We start from the raw sequence: 13418 nt of genomic DNA on the forward strand, positions 1-13418 counted from the left end.
ATGATTCAGAAAATTATCGATATTGGCCATAACACCTTAAATACAATCGCCACCTTTGGTCGCGCATTTTTGATGTTAGTCGGTGCCTTATGCGCAGCTCCAAAGATAAAAAACGTCCGTTTAACCATCCAACAAATCTATGTCGTTGGGGTGCAGTCTTTATTAATTATTATTGTATCTGGTTTATTTATCGGCATGGTAATGGCCCTGCAAGGCTACACCATACTAGTTAATTACGGCGCTGAGGGTTCACTTGGACCTATGGTTGCCCTGTCTTTATTACGTGAATTAGGGCCAGTCGTGACTGCATTGTTATTTGCCGGCCGTGCAGGCTCTGCATTAACCGCAGAAATTGGTTTGATGAAAGCGACAGAACAACTGAGTAGTCTTGAGATGATGGCGGTGGATCCTTTGCGTCGTGTCGTCGCTCCGCGCTTTTGGGCTGGACTGATTGCTATGCCGATGTTGGCATTGATCTTCTCAGCCGTCGGTATTCTGGGGGGGCACTTAGTTGGCGTCGATTGGTTGGGCGTAGACGCAGGCTCTTACTGGTCGATTATGCAGGCCACTGTAGAATGGGATAAAGACGTCGTCAATGGCATTATCAAAAGCATTGTGTTTGCTTTTGTCGTAACGTGGATTGCCATTTTTAAAGGTTATGATGCGATTCCAACATCGGAAGGCATTTCCCAAGCAACGACTCAAACAGTCGTTTATTCATCATTAACAGTACTTGGTTTAGATTTTGTCTTAACGGCATTAATGTTCGGAATTAATTAGGAGTTAACATGACAACGCGTAAAACGGAACTAATGGTAGGTCTTTTTGTCATATTGACGATTGCTGCTACCTTATTACTAGCAATAAATGTCGCTAACAAAGGCCTTGCTAGTGACGATCAAACTTATACTTTATATGCAAAATTTGACAATATTGGTGGCCTTCAACCGCGCTCAGCAGTTCGTGTTGGTGGAGTGACTATAGGCCGTGTTGATAGAATTTATTTGGACCCAGAAGATTTTACTCCGGTTGTCGTACTCCAAATATCAAGCCAGTACAATACGTTTCCAGATACTACATCTGTCGCTATATTAACGTCAGGCTTGTTGGGCGAACAATACGTTGGTTTACAACCTGGTTTTGCCTTTGATGACCCATATATCTTAGCCAATGGTGATTATATTGAAGACACCAAATCAGCGTTAGTTTTAGAAGACCTGATTGGCCAATTTTTATTTAGTCGCGACAGCGAATAATTTTCCCGGAGAATAGCTATGTTACGTTTCTTAAATGTGCTTGCGCTTTGTATGGTTTATGTCTATTCCAGCACAAGTTTTGCCGCTTCCGAACAAGAAGAGGTGAATCCTTACGAGATGATTCAAACCTCTGCATCAACCACTTTTGCTCGGATGAAGGAAGAACAAGAGCAAATTCAAGCTAATCCAGAACACCTGCGCACCATCATGAGAGAAAACCTCCTGCCTAATGTGGATTATCGCTTTGCCGCGTTCATGACTTTAGGCAATCGAGTAAAAACAGTGCCTGAGGCTAAACGCAACGAGTTTGTCGAAGTATTTCGTGAATACCTGGTCACTACTTATGCGAACGCACTTGGTTATTACGACGACCAGTCAGTGATTTTTGAACCGGCAGGTGATTATAAAGGCAAGCGTACGGTGACCATCCGAGCAGTGATTCAAGATGAAGGCCGACCAGATATAAAAGTGGCTTTCAAAGTGCGCTTTGACCGTCGCAAAAATAAATGGGGCGCTTATGACATGGTCGCAGAAGGTATCAGTCTGCTTTCTAGCCAACGTAGCGAGTTTGAAACCATCTTACGCCAAGACGGTATCGATACTGTGATTGCTCTTATGCAAGAAAAAATAAACCAGCCTATCGTTTTACAAAATGGTGTGGCTCCTGGTGAGTTAATTCAGTAATGGCTTACTCGACAAACTTCCAAAACAATGTTTTAACGCTATCTGGTCAATTAACCAAGCAGACGATTAAACATGACTTATTGAAAACTGAGCCGAAGTTTCGACACTGTTCCTTACTGACTATCAACTTGAGTGAACTCACAGCAGTCGATAGTGCTGGGCTGGCATGGCTGATTAACATCATGCGCGATTGTCGCTCTGCCAATATTGCGTTAGAGTGGCAAGATGTGCCTTCAAATATCATGCAACTCGCAAAATTAAGTAACGCCCAATCACTTTTCACACAGTAAAAGTGTATCAATAACAAGATCTATAACTTGAGAGAATTATGACGACAGCAGAATTAGAAACGTTCTTAAAAGACACATTATCCTTGGCCGAAGTGCACGTTAAGAGTGACGGCTCACATTTCAACATTATTGCTGTTAGTGATGTCTTTGCAGATATGTCGCGTGTCAAAAAACAGCAATTCGTATATGCCCCACTCAATGATAAAATTGCTGATGGATCAATGCATGCCGTTTCCATAAAAACATTTACCGAAGAACAATGGCGTAAAGAAAAAATGTTCAATATGCCAATGTAGGGCTCATTATGGATAAATTAGTTATTAACAAAAGTCCTGCTTTGGCAGGTGATGTGGTTATTTCAGGGGCCAAAAACGCGGCTTTACCATTACTGATGGCTTCATTATTAGCTGATACACCAATCACCTTTCGCAATGTACCTGCTCTGAGAGATATTACAACCTCAGTCAAGTTGCTTGAAGGCATGGGTGCCAAAATCACGTTTGCGGACAAAAACACGTTAACGATAGATGCCCATGAGCTCACTTCAACCGTCGCTTCTTATGAGTTAGTAAGAACGATGCGAGCTTCCATTTTGGTTTTGGGACCATTATTGGCAAAACATCGTCATGCTGATGTCTCGCTACCAGGAGGCTGTGCTATAGGTGCTCGTCCCGTCAACCTTCACTTGACCGGTTTAGAGCAGATGGGGGCAGAGATTGTTGTCGATGAAGGTTATATCAAAGCATCCGTTGTTGGCCGTCTTAAAGGTGCTCATATTTTTATGGATATCGTTAGTGTGGGTGCAACTGAAAACCTCATGATGGCAGCTGCACTTGCTGATGGTACCACCACCTTAGATAATGCCGCCAGAGAACCTGAAATCGAAGACCTAGCAAACTGCTTAAATGCTATGGGCGCAAACATTAAAGGCGCTGGAACATCTACCATTACGATTGAAGGTGTCAGTTCACTATCTGGTTGTGATTATTCAGTCTTGCCTGATCGCATTGAAACGGGTACTTTTTTGGTTGCTGCTGCAGCAACTGGTGGCAAAATACGCTGTTTAAATGCCGCACCAGATACCTTGGATGCAGTCTTAGACAAATTACGTAAAGCCGGTGCAGAAATTACTACAACGGCCAATACTATTACCTTGGATATGCATGGTAAACGTGCCCAAGCTGTTGACATCAAAACGGCGCCACATCCAGCCTTTCCAACAGACATGCAAGCGCAGTTTGTGGCAATGAATTGTTTAGCTGAAGGTACCGGTGTCGTGACTGAAACCATTTTTGAAAACAGGTTTATGCATGTACCTGAGCTACAACGAATGGGTGCAGATATCCAACTCGATGGTAATCATGCAGTGTGCAAAGGTAAGGAATTACTCAAAGGCGCCCCAGTCATGGCGACTGATTTACGTGCATCAGCTAGTCTGGTTATTGCTGGTTTGGTAGCTGAAGGCGAAACGCACGTTAATCGTATCTATCATTTAGATAGAGGATACGAAGCGATCGAAGTGAAACTCCAAGCCTTGGGTGCAAAAATCACCCGAGAACAGGAATAAAATCTCCCTAAAGCTTTACATGAGGGCACTTAACTAAAGTTTTTGTGCCCGTTGCCATACTTCCTCAAGGGTAATTTTAAATAAGAGTGGCGCTGAATTTTCATAAAAAATACGCATCTCTTCACACTTGATATTTTTGTGGTAGTTTTTTTTCCAAGGATCATTCACTGCGTACAAGACGCCATTGGCAACAGCGACGCCTTCTAAAGAAGCATTATCCATAGTTGATAACCTTGGGCAAGAAGCACCTATATTGGGTGCAATAAATTTCAGTTTAACCTTATATTTATCAGTCACATTGTTAACATTGACTAACCATAATTCATTATCATTTCGTGCAGCTGCAATTAACCAGTCCTGACCATTCCATGTAAACGTTTCCAGCCCATTAATCGGATTAGGTCTTGTCTTGGCGTAGTTTGGATAATCAATGTAAGTATCTTGAACAGCGATAAATTCTTCGGTTTGCCAGAATGCATCGTGTAATTGTGTACTAAAAACACGTGCTTGGTTATGCATATTCTTCTCTAAGCCCAGAAACAGCTGTTCACCAACAATCGCTAAGCCTTCTATACCATCATTAGCAAAATTGCCTACCTCTGAACTCATTGGAAATTGTACAGCTCTTACACCAGTAACCTGAAGTGGAGCATTAGCAAACGCCTGAATTCCTGTATCTGAACTTTTTGGTACGAGTTGTAAGCGCACTAAAACAGTAGGATAAGAGGTAGAATGTGTAGCAGAAAATTTGGCTTTACATGCTGGGCTGAGTTTCCCTAACGTCGATGCATCTTCTGTTACTGTAATAAAAGAATCGGGGCTAAGTGGATCTTTCACCAATGCCTCTAAATCAGGTTTAGTGAGTAAATATTGCGTAAAACAACTATCGACTACATTTGGGGCGATAGTATAGGGTTGTGATTTGGTAACGATACTGCTGTGTGGGTCGATAAAATGTAATTGTTTTATCTGAGTTGCATCAGCACTAGCATCCGAAATCGAAACTAATGTATTTTTGTACCAGGTTAATCCTGACGGCTGAGGGTCGATATAAAATCCCAAGCTATCATCTATGGCGGTTAACCATTGACCAACCACTTCTAGTTCTGACGCAGTTGCCAATTCCCGAGATTCTGACGATGCTGTGTTGACTATATGTTTTGGGATGTAGTCTTGTGCATCAATATAGCCTGGAGTATCTGGCGTTATCTGAACCGCACAGGATGCACAGAACACAGCCGATAAAAGTAACAAGTTGACACATTTTTTCTGCATATTTCACAACAACTTTTGTTAGTCTTGATAGGTAGATGATATAACAAGTTCTCTTCTTCCACTATGGATAAACAGAGTGGATATGGATAAAAAATATTGATAAATGAATATACAAAATAGCCCTCAAACAGCATTACCTCTGATCCTCGCTGGTCCTATCCTGCGTCATGTTGGTACTGATGCCTTTACATTATGGTGGGTTACTTCAGAAAAGTGTTCGCCTGAACTGACGTTGCAACAAGCTAATACCGTTATTGCTTTCGCTGAAGAGCACGCTCAACATCAGCAAACTCAGGTCGGATCTCATGCGTTTATCCACCTTTTGCACATTCAACAGCAGAATTTATTTGATAGTACCTTATCTGCAAATTATCAACTCTCATTGAAAACTAAAACTAAGACGTCATCTTTACATGAATGTTGCCCGACGATGTTTTACGGTAAAGAAACGACAATACCGTTTGGTATTCCAGATATACTACAAAATGTGTATCACGGTTCATGTCGGAAGCCTCATCATCAGCAAGGCGATGCCTTGGCTCAACTTGATAACGTACTTGCTCAGGCTTTAACTGAGGTCAACGATAATTCAGCAGACACTCTGCTCACTGATACCCATGCCGATATTGATATCCGTGCAAATACCACAACAAGACTGCCTCCCCCGCCAGACTGTCTGTTTTTAACCGGCGATCAAATTTACGCTGATGATGTGGCTGGACCCACGCTACATGTCATTCAACAAGTGATTGCAGCATTGGGTTTGTTTTCAGAGTCTTTTCTCGAAGCAGCGATTTCTGACGCCAGTGAGTTAGCTGAGCATCCTGATGGTTATTATCAAAGAGAAAATATTCTACCTGATGTCAAACAGAATAAAGAATTGGCAAAATCTTTTTTCCAAGCCAAACGCAAGCCGATTTTTACATCTGTCAACGCACAAAATCACTTGATGAGTTTTGCCGAAAATATTGCTATGTATCTGTTAACTTGGTCACCGACTCTCTGGCAGTTGTGTTCTATTTCACCACCGGCTCATTTGGATCCGGCTTATCACCAACGTTATGCCGATGAAGTACCGCTCATTACCAATTTTGTTGCGACACTGCCAAAAGTACAGAGGGCTTTAGCGCATATTCCGACCTACATGATTTTTGATGATCATGATGTTACCGATGATTGGAATTTAACGCGTGGTTGGGAAGCAGATGCTTATAATCATCCTCTGTCTAAGCGTATGATCGGTAACGCTTTATTAGGATATTTTTTGTGTCAAGGCAGTGGCAACCAGCCCAAACAATTAACGCCGTTGTTTGCTGCTGTAGAAAAACATATATCGGATATAGGTATACACCAGCATGATGAATTATTAGACGTAATTTTTGCTTGGTCAACATGGCATTACTCACTTAAAACCCAACCTCCAGTCAGGGTTTTAGACACTCGAACGCAACGCTGGCGTTCCGAATCAAATATGGATAAACCCTCTGGATTGATGGACTGGGAGTCTTTAGTCGAGTTTCAACAATCTATCGTAGATGAAGATGATGTCATTGTGATTTCTGCTGCGCCTATTTATGGTGTGAAATTTATTGAAATGATCCAAAGAGTGTTTACTTGGTTAGGTCAGGCATTAACCGTAGATGCAGAAAATTGGATGGCGCATCGAGGCACAGCCAATGTTATGCTAAACATTTTTCGCCATGTCAAAACGCCGCCTCGCTTTATTATCCTCTCGGGAGATGTCCACTATTCCTTCGTCTATGATGTAAAAATGCGTTTTCAAAGAAATTCTCCACAGGTGTTACAGTTTACTTGTAGTGGTTTAAAAAATGCGTTTCCGACAGCCTTAATCAGTAAACTAGATACCTTAAATCGTTGGTTTTATGGAAGTAAATCGCCGCTGAATGTCTTTACCAAGCGTCGGCAAATGAAGATTAGCACGAGACAACCCTTGGGATTTGCCCCGGCTGGACTCATCAACCACAATGGTATTGGGATTTTGCACATTCCTGAGCTCCCCATCCGTTCTTTAGAAGATGTAGAGTGTTCAGTATTGACATATCAAGGTCATGTGATTTTGTTTAAACCGCGCTCCAAAACAGGATAACTGCTTAATATACTAGCCATCAATATAATCGCAAGTATCGTGAACAGGCCACTTATTTGTACTTAGTTATAGCCGAAAGATTGTTCGTCTGATCCTGCTTTGCTAAAATGCTCTTAAATTATTTGGAGATATGCTTTTGTCAGTAAATATTGGTTTATTTTATGGTTCCACCACCTGTTATACCGAAATGGCAGCAGAGAAAATAAAAGCAGAACTCGACCCTCTGATTGCCCCTGCAGCAGTTGAATTGTTTGATATCAAAGATACTCCATTACACAAAATTGCTCAGTTTAAAAAAGTGATTTTAGGGATCTCAACATGGGATTTTGGTGAACTACAAGAAGACTGGGAATCCAGTTGGGATGATGTCAATGACATCGACTTTACTGGAAAAACGGTCGCACTATACGGTTTAGGTGATCAATATGGTTATGCTGATTGGTTTCAAGATGCTCTAGGCATGCTGCACGATGTAATCGTTCCGCTTGGCGCTGAAATTACGGGCTATTGGCCTAATAAAGGATATGAATTTAAGGCTTCCAAAGCTCTTACTGAAGATTCTGAATTCTTCGTCGGTCTGTCCCTTGATGATGAAAACCAATTCGACGTCACCGATGCTCGAATTCACAGTTGGTGTGCCAGTATTTTAGATGATTTGCGTTAGACCGTTATGACTTCGCGCCTGCATCAAGGGTTTTATCGCAACGGAAATGAGCATCGGGCAGGTGCAGACGTCAGTTTTGGCGATATTATAAAATGCTTTGGTTTCCGCAGTATCGAAGTGGGTAAATGGGTGGCCAAAGAAGAGCAACAACTTGGTGCTAATCTTTTTTTTGATGCGTTGTATGACCTTTGCGATATTTTACAAGTCCCCGAATCCGTTATTTCCTTAAATGGTCGTTTGGCACTAGCCTTTGGCAAAGGTGGGCGTAAAGGAGTCTGTGCGCATTATACGCCTGCTAAACATGAACTCAGTCTAGCCAAAAATGCTGGCGCAGGTTCTTTGGCACATGAATGGTTTCACGCCTTTGACCATTATATTGCCAATAAAATGTATGCAAATACCCAAGTAGGTCAATTTGCCAGTGAATTATGCTTGCGTGGTAAAACTATCATTTCACATAATTTGAACCAACGTTTAGAGGAGAGCCTGCATCATATTTTATTACCCGAAGTAGGTGCGCAAAGCGCCAGTTTAAATCCTTTTATTAGTCACGCTGTCGCACTCGATAAACAAAGTAAATCAGTTTATTACACGCTTCCCCAAGAAGCCTGTGCTAGGGCCTTCGAAGCTATGATACAAGACCACCCAATAAAAAACTCTTTCTTAGTGCAAGGTACCAAACAATCCAAGTTAGCACTGTTAGGTGCTTATCCTACAGGTGCATTAAGAGCAACTATCAACAAAGCCTTACACACTTATTTTTATCAACTTGGCTGTGCGGTGCAGCACAAAATTTAAAGATCCTAAAAAAAAGTACCCCGACCTACAATCTATTAACAATTTTCACTACCTTTTTGTGTCAGAATCCTTATACTATAGCTTGGTTGGATTAATCATTATTAAAAGAATATAGAGTTTATGAAAAGAAAAAAGCATACCTCAGCAGGTGATGAAGCTGAAATTGATATGACCCCGATGCTCGACATCGTTTTCATCATGTTAATCTTCTTTATCGTTACTACTTCTTTCGTTAAAGAAAAAGGCTTGGATGTTAACCGTCCAAAAGATAACAACGAATCAAATCAGCCTAGTAAAGCATTATCTATCCAGATTGATGAACTAGGTGTTATTCGTATGAATGGTCGTGAAGTGGATGTCCGTCGCGTTGTTGCGAACATTCAAACTTTCCTCGCTGAAAACAACACAGATGTTGCTGCCATCCAGGCTCATGAAGATGCAGAACACGGTATTGTTGTCGAAGTAATGAACCAGGCTAAAATTGCAGGTATTAATCGCGTATCGGTACTTGTTAAAGAATAAGTGTGACTTATGATAAAAAGCCTAGCACGTGCTAGGCTTTTTTTTGCGCTAATTAAATATTATCCTAAGCGGGTTTTATACAACTCACCAATCCCTCATTAGCATTATTGTACATGCATACAAACAAAACTATTACAGGTAAAAAGGCTTTGTCCCTTGGGAAATGTCCCAATCAGCATAAGTTATCTGATAGGTTTCTTCGATATTATCAGCAGGATAAGCAAATAACCCAAAGGCATTATCGCGACTATACGAAATCACGACCGCAAATTTGGGCATATGTTTAATTCCTTCTTTACTAGGGTCAATAAGAGGAATGGAATATTTGCCAAATTTCATAATTGGCACAAGGATATCGCCATGATACACAAAATGGTCAGCTACTGGATCAGGAATAATGGCATATACGGAATAAACGGGGACGTGCAAAGGAAGGCCATTCCAACTAAAAGGTCTAATATCAATTTTATCGACCCATTGAGCTAAAACAGAGTGTAGGAGTTGTGATGCTTTTGCCATATTAAAAGCTCTCTTACTTACCTATTTAGAAGTTTAAATAAAAATCCTTGCACAATTCTTTGTATTCTTCCGTGTATTGACCATCATTATCATAAATCACTAAACGCGATACATTCAACACATTTGACGAAAAAACAAAACGGACTATCGTCCGAATGGATTTTGCCAAGATATTACTATGAATTTCAACTCTATCTTCTAATAGCAAACCTACTGCCCTAGCTTTTACGATAAAGGCATCAATCTCTTGGGTCGGTAAGATACAGACAAACTGACCATTTTCGGACAGCATACGTGAAGCAGTCTCGCATAATTCATCATGGGAGAGACTAGATTGACTACGTGCTTGGTTGCGCGAAGTGGAAATAGGATTACGACGTTGCTCAGCTATGATTTCGTCTTTGAAATATGGCGGATTAGTAATGATCAAATCGTATTTTTGCGATGGATAAATGGTTTTAATATCTGCATTGAGCATTTTTATGGCTTGGGGAAAGTGTGCGCGTTGTACATTTTGTTCTGATTGGTGATGCGCTCTTTCATCCAGCTCAACCCCAGTCAGCATTGCCTTTGGCGACGCTTTTTGTGCCATCATCAACGTCAAAATACCGGAACCAGAACCAATATCTAGAATATATTTAGCATTATTTGGTTCCGTCCAACTCCCCAAAATAATACTATCGGTGCCCACTTTCATCGCACAACGGTCATGTTCAACGACAAATTTTTTGAAGCGAAAAGCCTTGGGTCTTCCGGCGGAAAATGAACTCATGTGGCAAATAACCTTGTGTTTTATTCTGGCTGTAATTGAATCATTTGCTGAGCAACATAATCCGCATGTACAGGCTTATACTTTTTCAATGGCCCTACAAAAATAAAAGGTATCAACCTAGAGAGTTTCAAGCCAAAACGTTCTCCCCTACGATACTCTTTTCGAGAACCGATTAATAATGAAGGTCTAACTGCTGCAGCATACTCCAATTGAGGCATCGTAAATATAGACGCTTCTAACTCACCTTTTACCTTGAGGTAAAAATTTTTGCTGTGTTTATTGGCTCCTACCGAAGAGATCCAAACAAACCCTTGTGCTCTTTGGGCTCTGGCCAGCTGTGCACATACGTGTACCAACTGAAAATCCACATAACGAAATGCTGATTTAGAACCTGCTTTTTTTATGGTTGTACCTAAACAACAAAAAACATGATTGACCGAAAAATAACCTTGGTAATCTTGTAAATAATCAAAATCGATGACCAATGGTTGTAACTTCTTTTCCGGATCGTGGAATTCGTTGTTCCCAAGGGGACGTCTAACTAAACACGTGACTTGAGAATATTCAGGGGATACCAATAATTGTTGCACCAAGGAGCGACCAACCAAACCTGTTGCACCAATTACAGTAGCCGTTTTTTGGGGTGAGACCATCTGCATTGTTTTCATGGTAATTTAATACGTGATGTATGATAATTTGGAGCATGATAATTAAAATAATTTGGAAGCACAAAAATGTTACATAAAACCCTAAGAATAGTAGCTAAATACCTCGTTGGTTCCACACTTGTTAGTAGTCTCATGGTCACCGCTAATGCCCAAGAACTTTCGATTGAGCGAATATTTTCTGCCCCTAGCTTATCCGGCAAAGCTCCCAGCCAAGTCAAATTATCTCCAGATGGTCAACGTGTGACCTTTATTCGCGCTAAATTAACCGACAATAATCGCTTTGACCTTTGGGAATATAATATTGCATCAGGAGAAGCGCAAATGCTCTTTGATGCCGATGATTTACATAGTGGTGAAGAGGTGCTGTCAGATGAAGAAAAAGCACGTCGTGAAAGAATGCGGTTATCCGGTTCAGGTATTGTGAGTTATTTTTGGAATAAAGATGGTACTGCACTTTTATTCCCTCTGGCTGGAGATGCCTATTACTTTAAATTAGGTGCCAAAAATGCAGTCCGTTTACTCAACACTCCAGAGTTTGAAACTGATTTGAAGTTCTCTCCCAAAGGTAACTATATTTCCTATATCCGTGAGCAAAACCTTTACATTATGGAGATTGCCACTGGTCGTGAAACAGCCATTACCCAAGAAGGAGGGGACAATATTAAATTTGGTATGGCGGAATTCGTTGCCCAAGAAGAAATGGGGCGTTTAACCGGCTACTGGTGGGCCCCAGATGAGACTAAAATTGCGCTAACTCGGATTGACGAAACGCCAGTAGATACGATTACCCGCTCTGAAATTTATGCAGATTCTATTAGTATGATTGAGCAAAAATACCCTAAAGCGGGAACTGACAACGTACTTGTTGAGCTTTTTGTGCATGATCTAGCCTCACACAAGATGACACCAGTCGAACTAGGTAAAGAGAAAGATTTCTACTTACCCAGAGTCAATTGGATGCCCAATAGTCAAACCCTCACCTATCAGTGGCAAAGTCGGGACCAACAAACACTGGAATTACGCGCTGTTGACATCCAGACTCAACAACAACGTGTCTTGGTAAGAGAGACATCACCAACATGGATCAACTTACATAACGACCTACGCTTTATTGATAACGGTCAATCTTTTATTTGGGCGTCTGAGAGAGATGGTTATAAACACCTTTATTTATACAAGAGTTCTGGTGAATTAGTTAAACAACTGACGACGGGCACCTGGGTCGTCACTAGTATTGATGCAGTTGATGAAAAGAACCAAACCTTATACTTTTCTGGACGTAAAGACACCCCGATTGAATCCCATTTATATGCATTGAATATGCTCACGGGTGACAGCCAAAGAATTACTCCGCTAGGACAATTTAATGCAGTAAAATTCAGTCGTGATGCATCCATTTTTGCTAATAGTTTTTCTAGCATTAATACCCCTACACAAACAGGTTTGTATTCATCTAAAGGTGAGTTTATTACCTGGTTAGCAGAAAATGCTTTGGATGAATCCCATCCACTCTCCGCATACTATGACACCTGGGTTACTCCTGAATTTGGTACGTTAGCGGCATCAGATGGGACACAACTTCATTATCGTTTGTATAAACCCACAAATATCACTGGCAAGCACCCTGTTATTGTTTACCATTATGGTGGACCCATCGCCCAAGTTGTGACGAATCGTTGGGGAGGTGACCGTGGTTTAATGTTCCAGTACTGGGCACAACAAGGTTATGTTGTATTTAGTATTGATAATCGGGGCTCAAATTACCGGGGGAAAGCATTTGAGGATCCGATTTATCAAGCCATGGGTTCTGTTGAGGTAGAAGACCAAGTTACTGGGGTAAAATTTTTACGCACTCTTCCTTATGTGGATAAGAACAAGATTGGTGTATATGGCCACAGCTACGGCGGTTATATGACATTAATGTCCATGTTTAAAGCGCCTGAGTATTATGCTGCGGGAGTTTCTGGCGCCCCCGTTACAGAGTGGCGTTTATACGATACCCATTACACAGAGCGTTACATGGGAGACCCTCGTAAAGTACCAGAAGCTTATGATGCTGCATCTGTATTTCCTTATGCTAAAGACTTGCAAGGTGAACTCTTAATTTTACATGGTATGGCCGATGATAACGTACTATTTACCCATGCCACTAAGTTGTATAAACATATGCAAGACAATGCAATTTTATTTTCCGCGATGGACTATCCTGGCAAGAAGCACAGTATTCGTGGTAAAAATACTCGCATCCATATGTATAAAACTATCACCAAGCATTTCAACACACATTTGAAATAAT

At 41.2% G+C, this 13418-nt stretch carries 15 protein-coding genes; 11 read left to right on the forward strand and 4 right to left on the reverse strand.

Going from position 1 to position 13418, the window contains the following annotated elements; all coding sequences use genetic code 11:
- The 6 genes from mlaE to murA are packed head-to-tail and all read left to right on the forward strand — an operon-like array spanning position 1 to position 3797.
- Positions 1-780 (forward strand): lipid asymmetry maintenance ABC transporter permease subunit MlaE, encoded by a 780-nt coding sequence (gene mlaE / locus NLF92_RS10315; protein WP_284700412.1) that lies wholly within the window; start codon positions 1-3, stop codon positions 778-780.
- 8 nt (positions 781-788) lie between these two features.
- The gene (gene mlaD, locus NLF92_RS10320; protein WP_254101546.1) at positions 789-1256 is read left to right on the forward strand and encodes an outer membrane lipid asymmetry maintenance protein MlaD; all 468 of its coding nucleotides are present in this window, start codon (positions 789-791) and stop codon (positions 1254-1256) included.
- Positions 1257-1274: 18 nt separating this feature from the next.
- Entirely contained in the window at positions 1275-1940 is a 666-nt protein-coding gene (locus tag NLF92_RS10325; RefSeq protein ID WP_254101548.1) for an MlaC/ttg2D family ABC transporter substrate-binding protein, read from the forward strand.
- The gene (locus NLF92_RS10330; protein WP_254101550.1) at positions 1940-2230 is read left to right on the forward strand and encodes an STAS domain-containing protein; all 291 of its coding nucleotides are present in this window, start codon (positions 1940-1942) and stop codon (positions 2228-2230) included. Before NLF92_RS10325 ends, NLF92_RS10330 begins: the two co-directional genes overlap by 1 nt.
- Positions 2231-2268: 38 nt before the next feature.
- Complete coding sequence (locus tag NLF92_RS10335) at positions 2269-2526, forward strand: BolA family protein (RefSeq protein ID WP_254101551.1); 258 nt, start codon at positions 2269-2271, stop codon at positions 2524-2526.
- Positions 2527-2534: 8 nt separating this feature from the next.
- Positions 2535-3797, forward strand: coding sequence for a UDP-N-acetylglucosamine 1-carboxyvinyltransferase (gene murA / locus NLF92_RS10340; RefSeq protein WP_254101553.1), 1263 nt, complete (start codon positions 2535-2537; stop codon positions 3795-3797).
- Positions 3798-3830: 33 nt separating this feature from the next.
- Here murA and NLF92_RS10345 read toward each other — a convergent pair whose 3' ends face one another.
- Positions 3831-5072 carry a hypothetical protein gene (locus NLF92_RS10345; RefSeq protein WP_254101555.1) on the reverse strand — a complete coding sequence of 414 codons (1242 nt, stop codon included), beginning with the start codon at positions 5070-5072 and terminating at the stop codon, positions 3831-3833.
- Between the two features lie 103 nt (positions 5073-5175).
- Here NLF92_RS10345 and NLF92_RS10350 point away from each other — a divergent pair, with 103 nt between their 5' ends.
- The 4 genes from NLF92_RS10350 to NLF92_RS10365 all read left to right on the forward strand — a co-directional run bounded on the left by NLF92_RS10350 (position 5176) and on the right by NLF92_RS10365 (position 9163).
- Positions 5176-7179 (forward strand): metallophosphoesterase family protein, encoded by a 2004-nt coding sequence (locus NLF92_RS10350; protein WP_254101557.1) that lies wholly within the window; start codon positions 5176-5178, stop codon positions 7177-7179.
- A 130-nt stretch (positions 7180-7309) separates the two neighbouring features.
- Positions 7310-7843 carry a flavodoxin FldB gene (gene fldB / locus NLF92_RS10355; protein WP_254101559.1) on the forward strand — a complete coding sequence of 178 codons (534 nt, stop codon included), beginning with the start codon at positions 7310-7312 and terminating at the stop codon, positions 7841-7843.
- A 6-nt stretch (positions 7844-7849) separates the two neighbouring features.
- A complete protein-coding gene (locus NLF92_RS10360) occupies positions 7850-8641 on the forward strand; it encodes a CLCA_X family protein (RefSeq protein WP_254101561.1) in 792 nt (263 codons plus the stop codon).
- Positions 8642-8761: 120 nt separating this feature from the next.
- A complete protein-coding gene (locus tag NLF92_RS10365) occupies positions 8762-9163 on the forward strand; it encodes an ExbD/TolR family protein (protein ID WP_254101563.1) in 402 nt (133 codons plus the stop codon).
- Between the two features lie 132 nt (positions 9164-9295).
- Here the strand turns inward: NLF92_RS10365 and NLF92_RS10370 are convergent, their stop codons facing one another.
- The 3 genes from NLF92_RS10370 to NLF92_RS10380 are packed head-to-tail and all read right to left on the reverse strand — an operon-like array spanning position 9296 to position 11107.
- Positions 9296-9682, reverse strand: a complete 387-nt coding sequence (locus tag NLF92_RS10370; protein WP_254101566.1) for a hypothetical protein — start codon at positions 9680-9682, stop codon at positions 9296-9298.
- Positions 9683-9707: 25 nt separating this feature from the next.
- Positions 9708-10454 carry a tRNA1(Val) (adenine(37)-N6)-methyltransferase gene (locus tag NLF92_RS10375; protein WP_254101568.1) on the reverse strand — a complete coding sequence of 249 codons (747 nt, stop codon included), beginning with the start codon at positions 10452-10454 and terminating at the stop codon, positions 9708-9710.
- A gap of 20 nt (positions 10455-10474) precedes the next feature.
- Complete coding sequence (locus NLF92_RS10380; RefSeq protein WP_254101570.1) at positions 10475-11107, reverse strand: NAD(P)H-binding protein; 633 nt, start codon at positions 11105-11107, stop codon at positions 10475-10477.
- Positions 11108-11254: 147 nt separating this feature from the next.
- Between NLF92_RS10380 and NLF92_RS10385 the strand changes: the two genes are divergently transcribed.
- Positions 11255-13417 carry a S9 family peptidase gene (locus NLF92_RS10385; protein WP_254101592.1) on the forward strand — a complete coding sequence of 721 codons (2163 nt, stop codon included), beginning with the start codon at positions 11255-11257 and terminating at the stop codon, positions 13415-13417.
- Position 13418: the final 1 nt, after the last annotated feature.

Origin of the sequence: Opacimonas viscosa, from assembly GCF_024199005.1 — a bacterium.
GTDB lineage: Bacteria > Pseudomonadota > Gammaproteobacteria > Enterobacterales > Alteromonadaceae > Opacimonas > Opacimonas viscosa.